This window comes from Kitasatospora gansuensis, assembly GCF_014203705.1.
In the GTDB taxonomy this organism is placed as follows: Bacteria; Actinomycetota; Actinomycetes; order Streptomycetales; family Streptomycetaceae; genus Kitasatospora; species Kitasatospora gansuensis.
In genome coordinates, this window is record NZ_JACHJR010000001.1 from 815,458 (window position 1) to 836,180 (window position 20,723).

Genomic DNA, 20,723 nt, shown 5'->3' on the forward strand with positions numbered 1-20,723 from the left:
CCGTCAGCCGGCCGCGGGCTGGGCCATCGCCTGCCGGACGGAGGTCATGCAGGGCCCGCAGAAGCTCTCCGCCTGCACCAGGTCGCTGCCGGACACCGACGGTGCCCCCAGCAGCCGGCCGCACAGGGACTTCGCGTTGTCGTCCTTGGTGATGACGTGCCACAGCAGCGAGGGCTGCTCGACAGCCGGGTCGTGTTCGGCCCACATCTGGTACATGGTGGCTCCCGGATCGTCGGGGACTCGGTCACTCTCCATGCAACTGCCGATACCGCGCCGGGGCCACCACGCCAGGGCCGACCGGGTGGCCCCGGCCGCTCAGCTCACCTCCGGGTGCACCCGGTGCAGCCCCCGCCGGTCGTAGTAGGTCGTCATCCCGAAGCCGAACAGCAGCGCGGCGACCGTGGCGATCGCGATCATCACCCAGGCCCGGGTCAGCCCGGCGCCGGCCTGCGCGTCGAAGTACAGGATCGACCTGACCCCGTCGCCGAGCTGGCGCATCGGCTCGAACACCGCCAGCGCCCGGTAGAAGTCGGGCAGCGCCTGCAGCGGGACGGTCGCCCCCGAGGACGGCAGCGAGAGCGCGATGAAGATGAACATGCTGATCAGCTGGCCGATCCCGCCGAACGCCGCGACCAGCGCCTGCACCCCGAGCCCGACCGCCGCGCTGGCGCAGACCGAGAACACCCAGAGCAGCGGGAGGTGCGAGGCGTCCATGTCCAGGATCACCACCGTGGCCAGCATCACCAGACTGGACGTCAGCACCGCCAGCACCACCGACATCACGCTGGTGACGGCCAGCGTCCGGGTACGGCTGATCTGCACCAGCGGCAGCTGGGTCCGCAGCGGCCCCAGCTCGCTGGCCGCGTAGCCGAGCGAGACGTCGACCCCGTTGCTGATGATGTTGGCGCCCAGGAAGCCGCAGAGCACCAGCAGTAGCGAGTAGTAGAAGGCCGTCAGCCCCAGCCCGCTGTGCGTGCCGATCGGGTGGCCGACCTCGACCGCCACCGCCAGCGGGTCGGCCAGCAGCAGGCGGGCCGCGTTGCTCGCCGCCCCGCCCTGGGCCGCCGGGAGCGCGGTGAGCGTGCCGCCGAGCTGGCGGGAGGCCTGGTGGGCGGCCGCCTGGGAGATGGAGGAGGCGAGCGAGGAGGCCAGACTGCCCACCCCGGGGTTGGTGAGCACCAGCATGGTCGGCCGCGCCGGGTCCGCCTGGGCGCTCGCGCCGAGCGCGGCGACGGCCGAGGTCAGACCGGCGGGTGCCTCCAGCACCCCGTACAGCTTGCCGGAGGACAGCTCCTTCATCGCGTCGGCCCGGCTCAGCACCCGCCAGGAGACCTCCTCGGCCGGGTCGGGCGCGGCGGCGATCCCGGCGGTGATCCGCTGGCCGAGGTTCTCCGGCTTACCGCCGAGCTCGGCGCCCGTGTCGGAGTTGACCAGGCCGATCGGCAGGCGGTGCAGGTCGCCCCGCGGGTTGATGATGCCGCCCAGGTAGAGCAGCGACAGCAGCAGCGCCACCGATCCGACGATCACCGTCGGGAAGGCCCAGACCTTCGGGTTGCGCAGCACCTGACGGGCGGTCACCTGTGGCGGGGGCTGGTCCGTGGTCATGACACTCCGTCAACGTCGGTCGGTCGGCCCCCACTGCACGCTAACCGCGAGCGGCCCGAACGCGGCGGAGCCCCGCCCGGCCGGGCCGCGCCCTGACCCGTCCGGCGGTGCGGCGAGGGTCACCCGGCGGGGACGTACGCGGGGGTGAGCCGCCCGGCCACGGTCAGCAGGCTCGGCAGCATCCGCTCGGCGTGCTCCGCGTAGCCGCGCGGCGAGGGGTGGACGCCGTCGGGGCCGAGCAGCTCGGCGGCCCGGTCCCGGAACTCGACGCCCGAGGACGGCGCGAGCACGGCCCCCACCCGTTCGGCGGTACGGATCTGCAGCCGGGCCAGCCGCTGCGAGCGCCGACCCGCCACCCACCGCACCGGCGCCCGCATGCCGGGGGCGTACCCGGGGTTGGGGCACGGCACGACGACCGTCTGCCAGCCGGCCTCGTGCAGGCCCCGCACCAGTTGGGCGAAGCAACGGGCCGAACGGCCGAGCGGCACCGGGAGCAGCGCGTCGTTGCCGCCGACGATCAGCACCGCGACGCCGGGACGCAGCTTCCCGGCCCGCAGCGCCTGGAGCTGGACGCCCCGGGTGGTGGCACCGACCCGGGCGAACACCCGGAGGTCCACCGGCAGTTCGAGGGTGTCGGCCAGCGCCTGGGACAGCCTGGCGCCCAGGGTCTCCTCCCGACGGCCGGCCCCGAGGCTCTGCGCGAGCGAGTCACCGAGCATCAGCAGGCTGACCGGCTGCGCCGGGCCTGCGAGCTCGGGTCCGTACCGGCCGTCAGCCGGCGGGACGGACCAGTCGGTGGGCGGACGGTGCATCAGCAGGTGGCTGTAGCACCGGGCGACGGCGAGCCTGGCCCGCCCGAACGGGCCGGCGCTCCGCCGGCCGGTCCGCGCGGGCCGGGGCCCGAGCGACGAGGCAGGCGCGGCCGGGACAGGGGTGGCGGGCATGGCGGGGCTCCGATTCGCGCGTACGGGATGGGGGTCAGGCGGCGGTGAGGACCACGGCCGCGTTCTGGCCGCCGAAGCCGCTCGACACCGAGACGGCGGCGGTGACGGCCACCCGGCGCGGCACCTTGGTGACCACGTCCAGGTCGATCGCCTCGTCCGGCCGGTCCAGGTTGGCGGTGGGCGGGATCAGCTGGTGTTGGAGCGTCAGGACGGTGAGCGCCGCCTCGATCGCCCCGGCCGCGCCCATGCTGTGGCCGATGATGCTCTTGTTGGCGGTCACCGGCGGCGGGCGGTGGAAGACCCGGTGCAAGGCCGCCGCCTCCGCCGAGTCGTTCAGCACGGTGCCGGTGCCGTGCGCGTTGACGTGCCCGATCTCGTGCGGCGCCAGCCCCGCGTCGTCCAGGGCCGCCAGGACGGCCCGGGCCAGGCCCTCGCCGTCCGGGCAGGGCTTGGTGAAGTGGTACGCGTCGCAGGAGGAGCCGCGCCCGGCCAGGTAGGCGCGTGGGCGGACGCCGCGCGCCCGGGCGTGTTCGACGCGTTCCAGCACCAGCACGCCCGCGCCCTCGCCGAGCACGAAGCCGTCCCGGTCGGCGTCGAACGGCCGGGAGGCGCCGGCCGGGTCGTGGCGGCGCCGGGAGAGCGCGCGCAGCTGGTCGAAGGCGGTGGCCACCATGGTGGCCCTGGCACTGTCCGTGCCTCCGGCCAGCACCAGGTCGCAGGCGTCGGCCCGGAGCAGGTCGCAGGCGAGGCCGAGCGCGGTCGTGCCGGAGGCGCAGGCGGTGCTGGTGACCAGGCTCGGCCCCCGGGCGCCGAGGTCCAGACTCACCTCGCCGGCCGCCATGTTGGGGATGCTGCGCGGGAGCATCATCGGCGAGACCCGGTCGGGGCGGCCCTCGTTCAGCCGGGCGTACTCCACCGGGTGGGTGGCCGCACTGGTGGCGCTGACACCGAGCACCACGCCGACCCGGGTGCCGTCCCAGCGCGCCGGATCGAGCCGGGCGTCCGCGACCGCCTCGCGGGCCGCCAGGACGGCCAGTTGGGAGAACCGGTCGAGCCGGCGGCTGAGCCGTCCGCCGAGCAGGCCGACGGCGTCGAACTCCTCGACCCGGCAGGAGAAGTCCACCGGCAGGCCCGCCAGCCCGGGGTCGGTCCTGGCGGTCGGCGTGCCGTGGCAGAACCGCTCCCAGCTCGCCGCCGCGCCGAACCCGGCCGGGGTGATCATCCCGAGCCCGGTCACGGCCACCGCGCGGGTGTTCACCTGGCGGCGCCGACGACGGCGGCGTCGGCGAACGCGGCCAGCTCGCCGAGGGTGCACTCGGGCCTGATGTCGGTGACGGTGACGCCGAGCCGCTCCTCCACCATCAGGGAGAGCTCGACCAGCGCCAGGCTGTCGAGCGCGAGGGAAGCCAACGCGGCGTCGGGGCGGACGAGTTCGGGCGAAACCTCGAACTCGCTGACCAGGCAGTCGCGGATGATGCCGTAGGACTCGGACATGCGGGGGCCTTTCACTTGACGGAGGGTCGAACAGCGAGCGAGGGACGGTCGGCCGGGGAGCGGGCATCGGCCGGACCCCGTCCGGGCAGCCGGTACCAGGCGAGTGCGGCGGCGAGCAGGGCGACCGTGCCGCCCACCACGGCGGCGTCGGCGAGCCCGGCCACGAACGCGGTGCGCGGGTCGGGCCCTTCGGCCACGGCGGTGGCCAGCACCGAACCGAGCACCGCCACCCCCAGCGTCGAACCCACCTGCCGCGTCGCGTCGTTGAGCGCCGAGCCGACGCCCGCCGAGCCGGCCGGGACCGCACTCATCACCAGTTCGGTGGCCACCGGCGCCAGCAGGCCCGCGCCGAGCCCGGAGACGGCCTCGAAGAGCAGCACCGGCGGGTCCCCCGAATCGGCGCCGAGACCGGCCAGTTGGACGAATCCGGCGGTGATCAGCAGCAGGCCGTCGGCCACCGGCACCCGGGCGCCCAGCCGACGGGCCAGCACCGGCCCGAGCACCGCGCCGATCGCCAGCCCGAGCGACAGCGGGACCATCCGCAGTCCGGCCGACCACGCCGACAGCCCGCGCACCTGCTGGAGATACAGCGTCAGCAGGAACATCGCACCGAACATCGCGAAGGACATCAGCGCGAGCACCAGCGTGGCCGGCCAGACCGGGTCCCGGCGCAGCAGGCCCACCGGCAGCATCGGCGCCGCGCAGCGGATCTGCCGGACGGCGAAGCCGGTGATCAGCAGCGCCGCCGCGCCGAACGCGCCGAGCACCTGAGCGCTCGTCCAGCCCCGGCCGGGCGCCTCGATCACGGCCCAGACCAGCGCCAGCAGCCCGGTGCTGGAGAGCAGCGCACCCGGCCAGTCCAGCGGTTCCCGGTGCGGTGCCCGCGACTCCGGTACGGCCGGCAGGGCGGCCAGCAGCACGACCGCGGCCACCGGAACGTTCATCCAGAACGCGGCCCGCCAGTCGTAGTGGTGCACCAGCCAGCCGCCGACCACCGGGCCGAACAGCGCGCCGACGCCCGCCACCGCGGCCCAGATCCCGATCGCCCGGCGGCGGTCCACCGGGTCGGGCAGCACGTACACGATGGTGGAGAGCGTGGCGGGCATGAATAGCGCCGCGCCCACGCCCATCCCGCAACGGGCGGCGACCAGTTGGGCCGGGCTGTCGCCGGTGCAGCCCAGCACCGAGGCGAGCGCGCAGACGGCCAGCCCGGTGACGAACGCCCGCCGTCTGCCGTAGCGGTCGCCGAGCGCACCGGCGGCCAGCACGCAGCCGCCGAGCGCCAGCGCGTAGCCGTCCACGATCCACTGGGTCTCGGCCAGGGTCGGCCCGAGATCGGCCCGCAGGTCGGGGATCGCCACGTTGAGGACGGTGAAGTCCAGGCCGATCAGGAACAGGGCGGCGCAGACGACGGCGACCGCCGCCCAGGCCCGACGCCGGGTCACCGGCGCGTCTCCGTAGGGCACGCGGGCCTCAGACCGACAGCTTCAGCGGCTGGTCGCGCCGCTCGAAGCCGATCCGGTAGAGCGTCGTGGCGCCGCGCAGGAACGTCACCTCTGAGGCGCGCAGATAACGCCGGTAGCGCCGGTAGCCGTCCTCACCGATCAGCCGGACCGCCTCCTCGCGGGCCCGCAGCAGCCGACCGGACCAGGAGGCGAGCGTACGGGCGTAGTCCTCGGCCGAGGCGCTGAGCACGGTGAGCGAGAAGTACGGGTCACAGGCGGCGGCGATCTCGGCGAGCCGGGGCAGCTGAGCCCCCGGGAAGATGTCCGTGCCGACGAACTCGCCCACCGGACCGCTGCCGTCGGCGACCCCGTCGTACGCGATGGTCTGCAACGACATCCGCCCGCCGGGGCGCAGCCAGCCGTGGCAGCGCTCGAAGTAGTGGGCGTAGACGGCGAGCCGCTCGGCCCGGCTCATCCCGGCGGTGGCGAAGTGCTCGAAAGCGCCCACGCTGACGATCGCGTCGTACGGCCGCTCGGTGCGGTACTCCTCCCAGCTCTCCAGCCGGCCCTCGACGCCGGGCAGGCCGAGCCGCCCGAGGTAGTCGTGCTGGGCGCGCGAGATGGTCAGGCCGACGGCCTCGGCCGCCCGGCCGGTGGCGACGGCGCGGACCAGCAGGGACCCCCAGCCGCAGCCGACGTCGAGCAGCCGCGCGCCGCCGCCCGGCTCGGCTCCGACCAGGTCCAAGTGGTGGTCCAGTTTGGCCAGTTGGGCCCGGTGCAGGGCGGTGGCGTCGGGCTCGCCGGGGGCGATGCCGTCCCAGCGCGCCGCCGTGTAGGCGAGCGTCTGGTCGAGCCAGAGCGCGTAGAAGTCGTTGCCGAGGTCGTAGTGGAACTCGATGTCGGTGGCGCTGGTACCGACGGTGGCGACGGTGGTCATGCCTCTCCCGTTCGACAGGTGGGGGTTGCGGTCGGAGTGCGCCGGGCCCGGACGGCGAGCGCCTGGGCGCGCCGTTCGACGAAGCGGGCGGCACGGGTGTCGGTCCGTCCGAGGTGTTCGGCGAGCCGGTCGCGGGCCTGCTCGCCGGCCGGTCCGAGACCGGTCAGGTCGAAGATCCGCAGCGAGCGGAGCAGCGGTACCAGCACCTCGTCGTGATGCACCCTCAGGTCGTAGACGCCCGCGACGGCGACCTCGGCGGCCATCCGGTCGAAGCCCGGCATGCCCTGGCCGGGCATGGCGAACTCGTGCACGGTGCGGTCCAGGACCGCCAGCACCGGGTCGGGGTCGATCTCCAGTGCGGCCCGCAGCAGTTCGCGGTAGAAGACCATGTGCAGGTTCTCGTCCTGGGCGATCCGGGCGAGCAGCCGCTCGCAGACCGGATCACCGCTTAGCCGCCCGGTGTTGCGGTGGCTGACCCGGGTGGCCAGCTCCTGGACGGCCGCGTAGGCGACCACCCCCAGCACACCGGCCGGCTCCGGCAGGCTCCCGGCGCCGACCTGGGCCATCCGGGCCCGCTCCAGGGCGATCGGGTCGACGGCGCGGGCGGCGTGCAGATAAGCCCGGATGGCGGCGGCGTGCCGGTCCTCCTCGGCGGTCCACTGATGCAGCCAGGCGCCCCAGACACCGTCCCGGCCGGTCTGCGCCCCGATGATCCAGTGGTAGCCGGGCAGGTTGTCCTCGGTCAGCAGGTTGACCACCAGCGCGGAGCGGACGGCCGGAGCCAGCGCCGACTGCTCCGGCCGCCACGGTTCACCGCCGAGCGGGCCGTCGAAGTCGCGCCCCTGCCCCCACGGGATGTACTGATGCGGAAACCACTCCCGGGCCGAACCGAGGTGACGATTCATCAACTCTTCGGCGACGGTCTCCAGTTCGACGAGCCAGGGGACCTCCGGCTCCGCAGTGATCTTCACGGGCAGTGATCGTCTCCGAACTCACCGCGATCACGCAAACCGACGTCACCCGTTCGGGGTCGGCCGCCGGTACCGAATCCGCTCCGCGCGCGCGAGCCGGAGGGGCGGCGGGACACTGGAATTCCCGTCCCACCTCGCTCGACACCGTCGCCCTGGAGGTCCCATGGACCCGCAAGCGCTGACCACGGCCGCCGAACCGGCCGCCCTCGCCGGCTACCTCGCCGGGCTGCCGCAGCCGGCATCGGCCCACGAGCACGGGCCCGCCCGGAGCGTCCGGGAGGACGAGTACCAGGGGCACCGGATCGTCATCACGACCAGCTACGAGATCACCGTGGACGGCCGGCCGCTGACCGCGCACATCGGTGTGTCGAACGACGGCGAGGTGCACTGCCACGCGCTCCCCGCGTACCAGGTGCTGTCGGCCGTCGACATCGTCCGGGCCCTGATCGACAACTTCCCCGACGACTTCCCCGCGGCCGGCGGCGGGGGCGGGGACGACCACGGGAGCCACGGCGGCCATCCCGGTCACGGAGAGCACGGGGGTGGCTGAGATGGCCGTCGTCCGCACCAACATCGTCACCGACACCGCCGCCCGCGACGCCTACGTCCACGGCGTGAACCTCCTCAAACGGGAACGGACCACGCTGAGCACCACCGCGTTCGGCATCCCGGGCGGGCCCGCGCCGGTCCGCACCTACGACCTGTTCGTCATCTGGCACCACCTGGCGATGACCTCGCCGGTCCCGCCCGGCGGCGACTGGATGGTGCGCAACGGCGCCCACCGGGGCCCGGTGTTCCTGCCGTGGCACCGCGTCATGCTCGGGCTCCTCGAGGCCAACCTCCAACGCGTGCTGGCGGAGCCCGACTTCGGACTCCCGTACTGGGACTGGTCGGCCGACGGCTCGCTCGCGGCCCCGCAGTCCGCGCCGATCTGGAAGCCGGCCTGGATGGGCGGCCAGGGGCAGCCGGTCACCACCGGTCCGTTCGTCTTCGACGCCGCCGATCCGGACAGCTTCCGGGTCCGAATCGAGACCACCCCGAACGTCACGCTGCGGCAGGTCGAACGGGGCCTGCGCCGGGCGTTCGGACGGCCCACCGGCTCGCCCACCCTGCCCACCGCCGCCGACCTGGGCCGCGCCTTCGACACCAGGCAGCCCCCGGCCGGCGACCCGGATCTCGCGACCTATGACTTCACGCCCTGGAACGCCGGTTCACGCGGCTTCCGCAACCAGCTCGAAGGCTTCCGGGGACCGGGCCTGCACAACCAGGTGCACCGCTGGGTGGGCGGCGACATGGGCCCGGCCTCCTCCCCCAACGACCCGGTGTTCTTCCTGCACCACTGCAACGTGGACCGGATCTGGGAGGGCTGGATGCACCGCCACGGCCGCAGCTACCTCCCCGGCATGAACGCCTCCCCCACCCTCAGGGGCCACCGGATCGACGATCCGATCGTCTCCCCGCTCGGCCCGGCCGCCACCCCCCGCAGCACGCTGGACCCGACCGCCGTCTACAGCTACGACGTCCTCCCCTGACCGGTCGTCACTCCTCGTCGTCCAGCAGGAAGGTGCCGTACTCGGGCTTGCCGGCCCGCTGGTAGACGCCGTACTGCACGCCCACGCCGGTGCTGCGGGATTCCGTGAGCGTCCAGGCGGTGGGGGCGGCGCCCTCGGCGAAGAGCCGCTTTCCGGTGCCGAGGATCACGGGGTTGACGAGCAGCCGGTACTCGTCGACCAGGTCGTGCCGTTGCAGGGTGTGGATGAGGTCACTGCTGCCCTGCGTCATGATCACGCCGTCCAGTCGCTCCTTCAGCCGGGCGACGGCCTCGGCGGCCTCGCCCTCCAGCAGGTGGGAGTTCTGCCACTCCAGGGGGCTGCGCAGGGTGCGCGAGGCGACGTACTTCGGCATCGTGTTGAGCTTCACGCCGATCGGGTTGTCCGGGTCGGTCACGCGGGGCCAGTAGCCGGCGAAGATGTCGTAGGTCTTCCGGCCGAGCAGCAGGTGGTCGGCGGTCCGCTCGAAGATGTCCGTCATGAGGGTCATGAACTCCTCGTCGACGTACGGGACTTGCCAGCCGCCGTGCTCGAAGCCATGGTCGTCGTCCTCGCCCGGGCCGCCGGGGGCCTGGATGACCCCGTCCATGGTGACGAACACGGTGACGATCAGTCTGGCCATGATGGGCTGCCTCTCCGGTGCGGACTGCGTGGTCGGTGACCCATCTCCCGCTGCCCGCCGCCTTCAAACGTGTCCGGACGAAGGCCGACCGGTTCGGCCCAACCGGCCCGACGTGAGAGCCCGCCTACCCGTCTCCGCCCGGTCTGCGGGGGACGAACGGGACCGGATCCACCGTCCGGCCCCGCGCGGTGAGTTCGCGCACCAGGCCGTGGTCGGGCGAGAGCCCGCAGGCCGGGTCGGTCCTGGCCGCGTCACCCGTGAGGGCGTACGCCTGACAGCGGCAGCCGCCGAAGTCCTCGTCCCGGCGTACGCAGCTGCGGCAGGGCTCGCCCATCCAGTCGGTGCCCCGGTAGCGGTTGAACGCCTTGGACTGCTCCCAGATCCAGCGCAGCGGGTGGTCGCGGATGCTGGGCGGATCGAGGTCCGGAAGCGTGGCGGCAGCCGGGCAGGGCAGGACCGTCCCGTCCGGCGTCACGGTGAGCGAGACCGCTCCCCAACCGCCCATGCAGGGCTTGGCGTTGCCGTCGAAGTGGTCGGGCACCACCCACACCAGCTCGGGACCGCCGGCCGGTCCCGACCGTCGGCGCTGCACCGTCTCGGCGGCCCGGGCCAGCTGGCCCGGTGTGGGCAACAGGGCCTCGCGGTTGCGCAGCGCCCAGCCGTAGTACTGGGTGTTGGCGAGTTCGATCCGTTCGGCTCCCCAGGCGGTCCCGAGGTCGATCAGGGCGTCGACCGAGTCCAGGTTGGCGCGGTGGAGCACGACGTTGAGCCCGAGCGGCAGGCCGGCGTCACGGACGAGTGCGGCGGCCCGTTCCTTGTCGGCGAAGGAGCGCCGGCCCGCGATCCGGTCCGAGGCGGCCGGCTCGGCGTGCTGCACGGAGAGTTGGACGCTGCGCAGCCCGGCGTCGGCCAGCTCGGCCAGCCTGGCCCGGTCGAGGCCGCTGCCGCTGGTGACCAGCTGGGTGTAGATCCCGGCGGCCGTGGCGGCGGCGGTGATCTCGGCCAGATCCGGCCGGAGCAGCGGTTCACCGCCGGAGAGGTGGGTCTGCACCACGCCGAGGTCGGCGGCTTGCGCCATCACCTCGCACCATTGACCGGTCGTCAACTCCCTCGATCTACTTGCCAGTTCGATCGGATTGGAACAGTAGGGGCAGTGCAGCGGACAGGCGTGGGTCAGCTCGGCGAGCATCGCCCACGGGGGTTCGGCGAAGGTCACCGTAACCACCCACGCTCTCTCAACTCCTCCAGAAACGCGGGCACTTCGGCAGCGACCGGCGCGCCCGGGAAGGCGTTCGCCAGCGCGTCGACGATCTCCGGCACCGCCCGGCTGCCGTCGCACAGACGCAGCACGCGCCCGGCGGACCCGCGCAGCACGACCACCCGCTCCGGCAACAGCAGCAGGTCGGTCCCGCGCACCCGGTCGTGGCGCAGCACGGCGGAGCCGGGGAGCGCGGGGCGCCAGGTCACCGGGTGCCACCCGGGCCGGCGTGCTGCACGGCGTCGAGCAGCGCCCACAGGACGTCGCACTTGAAGGCGAGCGCGGCGACTGCCCGGTCCTGGTCCTCCTCGGAGCGCGCCCAAGCCAGGACCAGCCCGAGGGCCTCCTGCCCGTCGTCGGCACCCTGGGTGACCCGGGTGCGGAAGTAGTCGAGCCCGTCGGCCTCGATCCACGGGTAGTGGCGCTCGAAGGCGTCGATCCTGGTGAGCATGAGGTCGGGGGCGGACAGTTCGGTGAGCGAGGCGGCGACGGCCTCCAGCGGGGAGCCCAGGCGGCAGAAGTTGACGTAGCCGTCGACGGCCAGCCGGACGCCGGGCAGCACCTCGCGGCCGGAGGTCAGGGTGGCCCGGTCGAGACCGGCGGCCTCGCCGAGGCGGAGCCACTTCTCCAGGCCGCCCTCGCCCTCCCGGACGCCGTCGTGGTCCTGGATCCGGCGCAGCCACGACCTGCGCAGCGCCGGGTGGTCGAACTTGGCGGTGATCAGGGCGTCCTTGACGGGGATGTTCCGCTGGTAGTGGAAGCGGTTGGCGATCCAGCGGCGCAGCTCGTCCGGGGTCAGCGTGCCCTCGTGCATCCGCCGGTTGAAGGGGTGGCGGTCGTGGTAGCGGTCGCGCGACACGGCCCGCAGCCGGTCTTCGAGTGTGCCCGTCACAGTTCGATCACCATCCCGTCGGTGGCCACCTCGATGCCCTGGTCGGCGAGCAGTCGGTGCTGCGGTGCCGCCGGGTCGACGAGGGGGTTGGTGTTGTTGAGGTGGGTGTAGAGCCGACGGGCCGTCAGCGGGGCCAGCCGCTCGGCCGTCCCGCCGGGCCCGGCGATCGGCAGGTGGCCCATGCCGGTCGAGCCGCGCGCGGAGATGCCAGCCCGGATCGGTTCCCGGTCGTCCCAGAAGGTGCCGTCGACGATGACCAGGTCGGCCTGTTCGACGGCCCGCTGCAGGGCGTCGGGCCAGGCCGCGAGCGCCGGTGCGTAGACGGCGCGGGTGCCGTTCGAGCGGTCCTCGATCAGCAGGGCGGTGACCCAGCCGTCGGTGTCCGGGCCGGTGCCCGCGGCGTAGCGCGGGCGTTTGGCGGACACCGGGAGGGCGGTGATCCACAGGTCCTCGGAGCCGGGGTCGAGCGGCGCCGGGTCCGGCCCCAACTCCCGCCACTCCACCGAGGTGTACGGCTCCAGTACGGCGCCGAGGCGCAGCCCGTCGAGCAGCGCCCCGCGCACCGGGGCGGTGGCGAGCACCCGCAGGGAGCGGGCTTCGCGGAGCCGGGCGAGTCCCAGGGTGTGGTCGAGTTCGGCGTCGGTGAGGACGACTCCGGCGATCGGCGTCCGCCGGACGGCGGGGCCGGGGTGCAGCTGGGGGACGGCTTCGATCTGCTCACCGAGGTCGGGCGTGGCGTTGACCAGGTACCAGCGGCCCTCCGCCGCCCGGACGGCGAGTGCGGCGTGCCGACGGCGGCGCTCCGGGTGGGCGCGGGCCCCGGCGCAGCCAGGGCACGCGCAGTTCCACTGGGGAGTCCCGCCGCCCGCCGCCGTGCCCAGCACGTGCAGCAGCATCGCGGCGGGGCTAGCGGGTGCTCAGCGCGTACGCGGTGACCTCGAGGGCCGTCTCGACGACGCTGAACTCGGGGGTCCGCCAGACCGTCTCCTCGGTGTCGAGGGTGGACTCCTGGCGTTCGGCCGTCTCGTTCATGGGCGCTATCTTGCCTTCCTGCGGGGGGAGTTCAGGTAACGAGAAGGATCGAGGCCCCGGGGACGCACGGTCAATACATACGTTAGGAAAGTTTCCGAATGATTGCTCTCATCTCGACCCGCACTGCTCCGCCGCACGAACCATGGGTCTTGACGAAGATAGTAAAACTCCCTAACTTGAACCCCCGCATCCCCCACGCCGCGCTCGGAGGCTCCCGGTGTCCCCAGGTCTCACCCGCAGAATCGGCCTGTTCCAGGCCACCGCCATCAACATGAGTCAGATGTGCGGCATCGGCCCGTTCGTCACCATCCCGCTGATGGTCGCCGCCTTCGGCGGGCCGCAGGCCATCATCGGCTTCATCGGCGGAGCCGTCCTCGCCCTGGCCGACGGCCTGGTCTGGGCCGAGCTCGGCGCCGCACTGCCCGGCGCGGGCGGCAGCTACGTGTACCTGCGGGAGTCGTTCCAGTACCGCACCGGCAAGTTGATGCCGTTCCTCTTCGTCTGGACGGCGATGCTGTTCATCCCGCTGATCATGTCCACCGGCGTGGTCGGCTTCGTCCAGTACCTCGGCTACCTCTGGCCCGACATGACCAAGGGTCAGGGCGATCTGGTGGGCGTCGCGTTCTGCGCCCTGGTCGTCCTGCTGCTGTGGCGCAGGGTGGAGAACATCGCCAAGCTCACCACCGTGATGTGGGGCGTCATGATCACCTCGGTGGTCGTGGTGATCCTCGCCTGCTTCACCCACTTCAGCCCTGCCCGCGCCTTCAGCTGGCCCGCCCACGCCGTCGAGTTGACGCACGGTCAGTTCTGGATCGGCTTCGCCGCCGGACTCACCATCGGCATCTACGACTACCTCGGCTACAACACCGCCGCCTATCTCGGCGGCGAGATCAAGCAGCCCGGGCGGGTGCTGCCGCGCGCCATCGTCCTCTCGATCGTCGGCATCATGGGCATCTACCTGCTGCTCCAGATCGGCGTGCTGGGCGCGATGGACTGGCGCGAGATGCTCGACCCCGACTCGATCGCCTCCAAGTCGGTCGCCTCCGCCGTGCTGGAACGGACCTGGGGCGAGGGTGCGGCCGACGTGGTCACCGTGCTGATCCTGATCACCGCCTTCGCCTCGGTCCTCGCCGGACTGCTCGGCGGCTCCCGGGTGCCGTACGACGCCGCCCGCGACGGCGTGTTCTTCCGGTCCTTCGGCAAGCTGCACCCCAAGCACCGGTTCCCGGTCCTCGGACTCGTCAGCATGGGCATCGTCACCGCGGCCGGCTTCCTGCTCAGCCGGCACATCGGCACCACCGCGGCGCACCCGCCGCTGAGCATCCTGATCAACCTGCTCACCACCGTGATGGTCATCGTCCAGGCGCTCGCCCAGATCGTCGCGGTCTCGGTGCTGCGCCGCCGTCAGCCGAACCTCGCGCGGCCGTACCGGATGTGGCTCTACCCCGCGCCCAGCGTCGTCGCCGCCGTCGGGTGGCTCGTCATCTACGGGTACGCCGACCGCAACGCTCCCGGCTTCCACCCCATCGAGTGGTCGCTGGCCTGGGTCGCGGCAGGCTGCGCCGCGTTCGTGCTCTGGGCCCGGAAGGAAGGCACCTGGCCCTTCGGGCCGCGCGAGATCCGCGAGGAGTTCCTGACCGATCAGGAGCGGGTCGCGGCCTGACGCTCCGGCTCCGCCGGAAGACGCTCGACGGCCACCATCGCCGCGTCGTCGCCCAGCCGCCCGCCGGCGTGGGCGACGAGGTCGCCGCACAGGCGCCGCAGCAGGGTCTGCGGGTCGGAGGGCGGCCAGGAGGCGATCCGCTCCGCCAGCGGATAGAACGCCCCCGACCGGTCCCGGGCCTCGATCACCCCGTCCGTGTAGAGCAGTGCGATGTCGCCCGGCTCGAAGGCGAAGGTCTCGACCACGGGATCGGCGCCGAGCAGTCCGCTGAGCCCGAGCGGCGGGGCGGGCTGGCCGACGTCGAGGGAGAGGACGCGGCCGGCCCGCAGCACCAGCGGCGGCGGATGCCCGCAGTCGACCAGCTGGATCGTCGGCTCGCGGTCGGGGATGTCGAGCAGGACCGCCGTGATGAACGACTCCCGCGTCTCCTCCTCCGACGGGTCGTCCTCCGCCGACGGGGCGCCGGGATCCTGGCCGTCCCGGAACACCGCCTCCTCCAGGTGGGTGACCAACGCGGGCAGGTCGGGCTGCCGGTAGGCCGCCGCCCGGAAGGCTCCGAGCAGCAGGGAGGCGTCACTGATCGCGGCAAGTCCCTTGCCCCGTACGTCACCGACCAGGAAACGGGTGCCCTTGGCGGTGCGCACGGCCGCGTACAGGTCGCCGCCGATCTGCGCCTCGGCCTCCGCCGCGAGGTAGACGGAGGCGATCCGCAGCGGGCCCATCCGGTGCGGCAGCGGGCGCAGAACCACCGTCTGCGCGGCCTCGGCCACCGAGCGCAGCTGGGTCATCTTCTTCTCGTGCTGCTCCCTGAGGTGGGCGCCCAGGGTCACCAGCGCGGAGATCACCGCCAGCGAGGCGATCTGGACCGAGTGGTTGAGGTCCAGCAGGGTGGTCCGGGTGGCCGCGACGATGCTCTGGGCCAGGACGGCGAGCGCTCCGACGGCGGCGGTCGTCCTCGGTCCTGCGAACGAGGCCGTGATCGCGGGGGCGGCGACCAGCAGCGGCCCGAGGTGGACCTCGGACGGCGCCAGCACGTCCACGACGGAGATCACGACGATCAGCGCGAGCGGGATGACCACCAGCGCGCGGCTCTGCTGCCGAGGCCACCGGAGCTCCGCGAGGCGTCGCCGAACGTCCATGACTCCTGCATACTCCCAGCCGGACCCGGGCGCCCCCGGGCCACGCCGTCATCGCGGTCACCCGGCCCGGATCAGCCCGGTACGGATCAGTGCGGCCCGTTCCGGTGCCGCAGTGGGTGCGCGTGCTGCAGTGCCTCACCGGTGAGTGCGCCCGCGTAGACGCAGTACCCGACGCCGATCAGCCAGGACTGCACCACGAAGACGGTGCCGATCACGCCGTAGGTGATGGCGTTGGAGGCGATCAGCGGCGCGAAGACCAGCCGGGAGAAGACCCGCAGGCCGCCCAGCGCGGCGACCGTGGCGACCGCACCGGGCAGCAGCGTGCGCCACCCGACCCGGGACCCGAGCAGCAGCCACTGCAGCCACCAGAAGAACAGCACACCGCCGATCAGGGTGGCCGTGGCCCGCAGCGCGGGCTGGGCGGCGGTGCCGTCCCAGGGCACTCCGCTCCAGGCGGCGACGAGCACGTAGCCGATCAGGCCCGCCAGCGCGAGCACCTGCCGCCACACCGCGTGCCAGGCGGCCGACTCCACCCGCCAGATCCGCTCGTACGCGTTCTGGACGGCGGTCATCAGCGAGATCCCGAAGACCGAGAGCGAGGCGAGGCCGAAGGCGGTGGTGGTGCTCAGGACGTCCCGCCGAGAGGAGAACAGCTCGTCCACGGCCTGCGCCGAGCGGCCGGACAGGCCCAGGCCGTCGATGATCCAGTCGGCGATGCCGATGCCCCGGGTCGGCGAGGCCGCCGCGATCACGATCAGCAGCGGGACCAGGGTGACGAAGCACAGCGCGGCGAAGGCCATCGAGCGGTGCAGCAGCTCGATCTCCCGGCCGCGGTGCCACACCGCCTTGGCGACGTGCTCGACGCGCTGCCGGACCGATGTCAGCGTCACGACCTCCGACCTCCTGCCCACGTTCCTGACTGAATGATCGCAGGTCAGCGCGGCCGCCCGCGCGGCCTGGGACGCGGCCCGGCCGCGCGTGTCCGGACCGGCGCCGAGCGCCGCTTTCTGAAAGCCCCTCAGCCCGCGCACAAGGTGGTACCCGCACGGTCGGTGACTGCCAAGACCCCTGCCAGGTCGGTGACTTGGCCACTTTTGATCACCTTTGGACACAGATTCATCAAGATCCGACCCGATGTATGGCTTTCTTGACGGCTCACCATCAAGCTCTGCCGGAGCAATTCAGCTGCAGTTACCCCTCGAACTGGAGTCAGAGTGAGCCCCATCTCCTCTCCCCGCCGTCACCTCGCGGCCGGAGCAATAGCGGTCACCGCCGCCCTCGTTGCCGTCACTGTCCAGACCGGCTCGGCCACCGCCGTCCCCGGCCGCGACGCGGCGATCGCCCAGGCCAAGGCCAACGTCGCCCGCTACGCCGGGACCTTCGGCTTCGGCGCGGGCCAGGACCTGCAGGTCAAGGACGTCATCCTCGACGCCGACGGCACCCAGCACGTCCGCTTCGACCGCACCTACCAGGGCCTGCCGGTCGTCGGTGGCGACCTGGTGGTGCATCAGGACGCCCACGGCCGGCTCAAGGACTCGTCCCACGGCAAGGCCCACGACCCCAAGGTGAAGTCCACCGTCCCGGCCGTCCCCGCCCAGGCCAGCGCGAGCAGCGCCCTGCGCGACGCCGAGGGCATCAGCTCCGCGACCAGCACCCCCGAGCTGATCGTCTGGGCCGCCGACGGCACCCCCCGCCTCGCCTGGCGGACCACCGTCGCCGGGCTCGGTGACCACGGCCAGCCGGCCGGCAAGGTCGTCGTCACCGACGCCTCCACCGGCGAGCAGATCGAGGCGTACGACGCCGAGCACCAGGCCGTCGGCACCGGCCACTCGGAGTACACCGGCGACGTCGCCATCGACACCACCCCGCAGAACGGTGGTTATGCCCTGATCGACCCCACCCGGGGCCACATCACCAAGGACGCGAACAACGTCTCGTCCAGCTCTCTCAACGCGAGCTCCGGCACCCTGTTCACCGACGCGGACAACGTCTGGGGCGACGGCAAGAAGTTCACCGGCGTCCGCGCCACCGCCGCCGTCGACGCCCACGCCAACACGGCCTGGACGTACGACTACTACAAGAACACCTTCGGCCGCAGCGGCATCAAGAACGACGGCAAGGGCGCCACCGTCTTCGTGCACGTCGGCACCAAGTGGGACAACGCCCAGTGGTCCGACACCTGCTTCTGCATGATGACCGGTGACGGCGACGGCGTGACCGACCCCGAGCAGGTCGACCTCGACACCATGGGCCACGAGATGACCCACGGCGTCACCAGCGCCACCGCCAACCTGCGCTACAGCGGCGAGTCGGGCGGTCTCAACGAGGCCACCAGCGACATCTTCGGGACCATGGTCGAGTGGTACGCCAACAACGGCGTCGACACCCCCGACTACCTGTTCAGCGACCAGTCCACCCCGCCGTGGCTGCGCCGGATGGACAAGCCGTCGCTGGACGGCCGGTCCGCCGACTGCTGGACCCGCAAGGTCGGCCAGCTCGACGTCCACAACTCCTCGGGCGTGGGCAACCACTGGTTCTACCTCGCCAGCGAGGGCAGCGGCACCAAGACCATCAACGGTGTCACCTACAACAGCCCCACCTGCAACAGCTCGACCGTGACCGGCATCGGCAACCAGAAGGCCGCCAAGATCTGGTACCGCGCGCTGACCGTCTACATGACGTCCACCACGGACTACAAGGGCGCCCGCGCCGCGTCCCTGAAGGCCGCCACGGACCTCTACGGCAGCACCAGCGCCGAGTACAAGGCCGTCGCCGCCGCGTGGAGCGCCGTCAGCGTCAACTGACTCGCACAGTGAGCTCGTTGCCGTCCGGAGCCCCGGACGGCAACGGGCTCGCCATTCCACCCGATCCGAACAGGCCGACCCAAGGCCGGAACAGACGGGGAATCAGAAATCCTCCGTGGCGGGCGAGGTGATTATGTATCGCTTTTCTGCCCCGCGATTCCGCTCCGTTCGCACTGCTCCGCTGCTGGTCAGAGACTTGACGAGCAGTTTTTTTGTTTTTGACGCGTCAGATCGCAGCCGATAGCGTCCGCCTTGTCTTTTCTGCCGGCCTGGGGGGTGCAGAGGTCTCTCAGGCATGTCTTTTTCTGGGAGAGCTTGTGCGTACGGTTCGAAGACTGGCGTGGCCGCTCGGCGCGGTGCTGGCGATACCCGTGATGGCCGGGTCGGTGCCGGCCGCGGCCGCGGAGACCGCGCCGCCGTCCGCGGTGGAGGATTTCGCGTACCCCGGGGCCGCGCAGATCCTGGCGGAGAGTCACGTCGCCCTGAAGTACGGCGACGGGAACATCCGCCTCGCGGACTGCACCTCGACCGACAACCTGATCGAGGTGTTCAGCCGGACCTTCGACACCGGCTCCGTCAAGGTCTGCTTCAAGGTCACCGGGCCCACCGGCTTCCTGGCCCTGGAGCTCCCGAAGGTCTACAGCGTCAAGGGCGACGACCACGCCGTCAAGGCCACGCTGAACACCGGCGGTTCGGTCAGCAGCGTCGACATCAAGAAGAACCTCTACACCCCCGTCGGCGAGGGCACCTCCACCGACGGCACCACCCTGCTCGAGCTCAACGCCACCGACGGACCCGCCGCACCGGCCGGGACCGCGAGCGCGTACCCGGCGATCGGTGCCGTCCAGGTCGGGCAGCCCGGCCACGAGGGCTCCCGCTCCTGCAGCGCCACGCTGGTCGCCCCGCAGTGGGTGCTCACCGCCGCCAACTGCTTCGCCACCGGGACGACCCCGGCCGCCGACGGCGCCCCCAAGGCCAAGACCACGGTCACCCTCGGGCGTGCCGACCTCGCGGCCAACGGCGGCTTCGTCACCGAGGGCGTCGAGCTGGTCTCCCGGACCGACCGTGACCTGGTCATGGTCCGGCTCGCCCAGCCCGCCACCGGCATCACCCCGATGCCGATCGCGACCAGCGCCCCCGCCGCCGGCCAGGACCTCACGGTCACCGGTTTCGGCCGCACCAAGGCCGACTGGCTGCCGGGCAAGCTCCACACCGCCACCTTCACCGTCGGCGCCGTCGCCGCCACCGGCCTCGACCTCGCGGCCAAGGCCGCGGCCGACACGTTCTGCAAGGGCGACGCCGGTGGCCCGGCGATCCGCCAGACCGCCGGCGGCTTCGAGCTGGCCGCGGTCAACAGCCGTTCCTGGCAGGGCGGTTGCTTCGGCACCGCGGCCACCGAGACCCGTACCGGCGCGTACGACACCCGCACCGACGACCTCGCCGGGTGGATCCAGGGCGTCGGCAGCCGGATCTCCGCGGCGGCGAACGAGGCCGGCGGCAGCGGGCGGGTCCGCTGGGCCGACTTCGACGGCGACCGCAAGCCCGACTACATCGTGGTCGCGGACAACGGCGAGGTGTTCGTCTACCTCAACCGGGGCGGCGACCCGGCCGGCGCGAACGGCTGGCAGGGCATCGGCCGGGTTGCCACCGGTGTCACCAACGACCGCAGCCGGGTCCGGTTCGCCGACTTCGACGGTGACCTCAAGGCCGACTACATCGTGGTCAACCCGGACGGCAAGGTCGACGTGTACCTCAACCGGGGTGGCGACGTCGGCAACGGCTGGCAGAAGATCACCGTCGCGACCGGGGTGACCACCAACCAGAACCAGGTCCGCTTCACCGACTTCGACGGCGACGGCCGGACCGACTACATGGTCATCGCCGACAGCGGCGAGATCAACGTCTGGCTGAACCGCGGCGGCGACCCGGCGGGCGGCGCCGGCTGGCAGGGCATCGGCCGGGTGGCCACCGGCCTCACCAACGACCGCAGCCGGGTCCGCTTCGCGGACCTCGACGGTGACGGCAAGGCCGACTACTACCTGATCAACCCGGACGGCAAGGTCGTCGTCTACCTCAACAAGGGCGGCGACGTCGGCGGCGGCTGGACCAGCCTCGGCCAGATCGCCACCGGTCTGACCACCGACCAGAACCGCGTCCAGTTCGTCGACTTCAACGGCGACAAGCACGCCGACTACGTCCTCGGCGGCGCCTCCGACAGCAGCGCGACCGTGTTCGCCTGGAACGGCGGCGACAGCGGCAACGGCTGGAACAACCTCGGCAAGGTCGCCAGCGGCGCCTGACGAACGACCGGCCGGACGGCCTGCCGCCTCACCTGTACGGGCGAAGCGGCAGGCCCGTCCGGCGAGA

General features: G+C 72.5%; 21 protein-coding genes. 5 read left to right on the top strand and 16 right to left on the bottom strand.

What is annotated here, in order from left to right; all coding sequences use genetic code 11:
* Positions 1 to 3: 3 nt before the first annotated feature.
* The 8 genes from F4556_RS03745 to F4556_RS03780 form a co-directional block, all read right to left on the bottom strand.
* Positions 4 to 255 (bottom strand): hypothetical protein, encoded by a 252-nt coding sequence (locus F4556_RS03745; RefSeq protein WP_184911587.1) that lies wholly within the window; start codon positions 253 to 255, stop codon positions 4 to 6.
* A 60-nt stretch (positions 256 to 315) separates the two neighbouring features.
* Positions 316 to 1,605, bottom strand: a complete 1,290-nt coding sequence (locus F4556_RS03750; RefSeq protein WP_184911588.1) for a DUF3533 domain-containing protein — start codon at positions 1,603 to 1,605, stop codon at positions 316 to 318.
* A gap of 119 nt (positions 1,606 to 1,724) precedes the next feature.
* Positions 1,725 to 2,549, bottom strand: a complete 825-nt coding sequence (locus F4556_RS03755; RefSeq protein ID WP_184911590.1) for an SGNH/GDSL hydrolase family protein — start codon at positions 2,547 to 2,549, stop codon at positions 1,725 to 1,727.
* A gap of 34 nt (positions 2,550 to 2,583) precedes the next feature.
* Positions 2,584 to 3,807 carry a beta-ketoacyl-[acyl-carrier-protein] synthase family protein gene (locus tag F4556_RS03760; protein WP_184911592.1) on the bottom strand — a complete coding sequence of 408 codons (1,224 nt, stop codon included), beginning with the start codon at positions 3,805 to 3,807 and terminating at the stop codon, positions 2,584 to 2,586.
* The gene (locus F4556_RS03765) at positions 3,804 to 4,043 is read right to left on the bottom strand and encodes an acyl carrier protein (RefSeq protein WP_184911593.1); all 240 of its coding nucleotides are present in this window, start codon (positions 4,041 to 4,043) and stop codon (positions 3,804 to 3,806) included. The genes F4556_RS03760 and F4556_RS03765 overlap by 4 nt, the downstream gene beginning before the upstream one ends.
* Positions 4,044 to 4,054: 11 nt before the next feature.
* Entirely contained in the window at positions 4,055 to 5,488 is a 1,434-nt protein-coding gene (locus F4556_RS03770) for an MFS transporter (protein ID WP_313068135.1), read from the bottom strand.
* 28 nt (positions 5,489 to 5,516) lie between these two features.
* Complete coding sequence (locus F4556_RS03775) at positions 5,517 to 6,425, bottom strand: class I SAM-dependent methyltransferase (protein ID WP_184911597.1); 909 nt, start codon at positions 6,423 to 6,425, stop codon at positions 5,517 to 5,519.
* On the bottom strand, positions 6,422 to 7,396 hold the full coding sequence (locus F4556_RS03780) for an acyl-ACP desaturase (RefSeq protein WP_313068136.1): 975 nt from the start codon (positions 7,394 to 7,396) through the stop codon (positions 6,422 to 6,424). Before F4556_RS03780 ends, F4556_RS03775 begins: the two co-directional genes overlap by 4 nt.
* Before the next feature lie 163 nt (positions 7,397 to 7,559).
* Between F4556_RS03780 and F4556_RS03785 the strand changes: the two genes are divergently transcribed.
* Together F4556_RS03785 and F4556_RS03790 are read left to right on the top strand one after the other, a co-directional pair.
* Entirely contained in the window at positions 7,560 to 7,946 is a 387-nt protein-coding gene (locus tag F4556_RS03785) for a hypothetical protein (RefSeq protein WP_184911599.1), read from the top strand.
* A 1-nt stretch (position 7,947) separates the two neighbouring features.
* Positions 7,948 to 8,928, top strand: a complete 981-nt coding sequence (locus F4556_RS03790; RefSeq protein WP_184924248.1) for a tyrosinase family protein — start codon at positions 7,948 to 7,950, stop codon at positions 8,926 to 8,928.
* Between the two features lie 7 nt (positions 8,929 to 8,935).
* On the opposite strand, the gene F4556_RS03795 is transcribed toward F4556_RS03790, so the two are convergent.
* The 6 genes from F4556_RS03795 to pqqA form a co-directional block, all read right to left on the bottom strand.
* A complete protein-coding gene (locus tag F4556_RS03795) occupies positions 8,936 to 9,568 on the bottom strand; it encodes a dihydrofolate reductase family protein (protein WP_184911600.1) in 633 nt (210 codons plus the stop codon).
* Positions 9,569 to 9,692: 124 nt separating this feature from the next.
* A complete protein-coding gene (gene pqqE, locus F4556_RS03800) occupies positions 9,693 to 10,784 on the bottom strand; it encodes a pyrroloquinoline quinone biosynthesis protein PqqE (protein ID WP_184911602.1) in 1,092 nt (363 codons plus the stop codon).
* A complete protein-coding gene (pqqD, locus tag F4556_RS37855; protein ID WP_313068137.1) occupies positions 10,781 to 11,035 on the bottom strand; it encodes a pyrroloquinoline quinone biosynthesis peptide chaperone PqqD in 255 nt (84 codons plus the stop codon). Before pqqD ends, pqqE begins: the two co-directional genes overlap by 4 nt.
* Entirely contained in the window at positions 11,032 to 11,718 is a 687-nt protein-coding gene (pqqC, locus tag F4556_RS03810) for a pyrroloquinoline-quinone synthase PqqC (RefSeq protein ID WP_184911605.1), read from the bottom strand. Before pqqC ends, pqqD begins: the two co-directional genes overlap by 4 nt.
* Complete coding sequence (gene pqqB, locus F4556_RS03815; RefSeq protein ID WP_184911607.1) at positions 11,715 to 12,614, bottom strand: pyrroloquinoline quinone biosynthesis protein PqqB; 900 nt, start codon at positions 12,612 to 12,614, stop codon at positions 11,715 to 11,717. Before pqqB ends, pqqC begins: the two co-directional genes overlap by 4 nt.
* A 10-nt stretch (positions 12,615 to 12,624) precedes the next feature.
* Positions 12,625 to 12,750, bottom strand: coding sequence for a pyrroloquinoline quinone precursor peptide PqqA (gene pqqA, locus F4556_RS03820; protein WP_184911608.1), 126 nt, complete (start codon positions 12,748 to 12,750; stop codon positions 12,625 to 12,627).
* A 271-nt stretch (positions 12,751 to 13,021) separates the two neighbouring features.
* Between pqqA and F4556_RS03825 the strand changes: the two genes are divergently transcribed.
* A complete protein-coding gene (locus F4556_RS03825) occupies positions 13,022 to 14,413 on the top strand; it encodes an APC family permease (protein ID WP_184924249.1) in 1,392 nt (463 codons plus the stop codon).
* Here the strand turns inward: F4556_RS03825 and F4556_RS03830 are convergent.
* Together F4556_RS03830 and F4556_RS03835 are read right to left on the bottom strand one after the other, a co-directional pair.
* The gene (locus F4556_RS03830) at positions 14,392 to 15,552 is read right to left on the bottom strand and encodes a PP2C family protein-serine/threonine phosphatase (protein WP_184911610.1); all 1,161 of its coding nucleotides are present in this window, start codon (positions 15,550 to 15,552) and stop codon (positions 14,392 to 14,394) included. The two genes, F4556_RS03825 and F4556_RS03830, sit on opposite strands and share 22 nt — an antisense overlap.
* A gap of 86 nt (positions 15,553 to 15,638) precedes the next feature.
* A complete protein-coding gene (locus tag F4556_RS03835; protein WP_313068138.1) occupies positions 15,639 to 16,442 on the bottom strand; it encodes a YhjD/YihY/BrkB family envelope integrity protein in 804 nt (267 codons plus the stop codon).
* Positions 16,443 to 16,766: 324 nt separating this feature from the next.
* On the opposite strand from F4556_RS03835, the gene F4556_RS03840 reads away from it, so the two are divergent.
* Both F4556_RS03840 and F4556_RS03845 read left to right on the top strand, forming a co-directional pair.
* A complete protein-coding gene (locus F4556_RS03840) occupies positions 16,767 to 18,356 on the top strand; it encodes a M4 family metallopeptidase (protein ID WP_184911611.1) in 1,590 nt (529 codons plus the stop codon).
* A 317-nt stretch (positions 18,357 to 18,673) separates the two neighbouring features.
* On the top strand, positions 18,674 to 20,656 hold the full coding sequence (locus F4556_RS03845) for an FG-GAP-like repeat-containing protein (RefSeq protein WP_184911613.1): 1,983 nt from the start codon (positions 18,674 to 18,676) through the stop codon (positions 20,654 to 20,656).
* Positions 20,657 to 20,723 lie beyond the last annotated feature (67 nt).

Coding starts and splice junctions, on each gene's coding strand:
- F4556_RS03755 (WP_184911590.1), bottom strand. CDS start 2,549: ATGCCCGCCACCCCTGTCCCGGCCGCGCCTGCCTCGTCGCTCGGGCCC.
- F4556_RS03795 (WP_184911600.1), bottom strand. CDS start 9,568: ATGGCCAGACTGATCGTCACCGTGTTCGTCACCATGGACGGGGTCATC.
- F4556_RS03830 (WP_184911610.1), bottom strand. CDS start 15,552: ATGGACGTTCGGCGACGCCTCGCGGAGCTCCGGTGGCCTCGGCAGCAG.
- F4556_RS03790 (WP_184924248.1), top strand. CDS start 7,948: ATGGCCGTCGTCCGCACCAACATCGTCACCGACACCGCCGCCCGCGAC.
- F4556_RS03745 (WP_184911587.1), bottom strand. CDS start 255: ATGGAGAGTGACCGAGTCCCCGACGATCCGGGAGCCACCATGTACCAG.
- F4556_RS03825 (WP_184924249.1), top strand. CDS start 13,022: ATGAGTCAGATGTGCGGCATCGGCCCGTTCGTCACCATCCCGCTGATG.
- F4556_RS03775 (WP_184911597.1), bottom strand. CDS start 6,425: ATGACCACCGTCGCCACCGTCGGTACCAGCGCCACCGACATCGAGTTC.
- F4556_RS03750 (WP_184911588.1), bottom strand. CDS start 1,605: ATGACCACGGACCAGCCCCCGCCACAGGTGACCGCCCGTCAGGTGCTG.
- F4556_RS03785 (WP_184911599.1), top strand. CDS start 7,560: ATGGACCCGCAAGCGCTGACCACGGCCGCCGAACCGGCCGCCCTCGCC.
- pqqA (WP_184911608.1), bottom strand. CDS start 12,750: ATGAACGAGACGGCCGAACGCCAGGAGTCCACCCTCGACACCGAGGAG.
- F4556_RS03765 (WP_184911593.1), bottom strand. CDS start 4,043: ATGTCCGAGTCCTACGGCATCATCCGCGACTGCCTGGTCAGCGAGTTC.
- pqqB (WP_184911607.1), bottom strand. CDS start 12,614: ATGCTGCTGCACGTGCTGGGCACGGCGGCGGGCGGCGGGACTCCCCAG.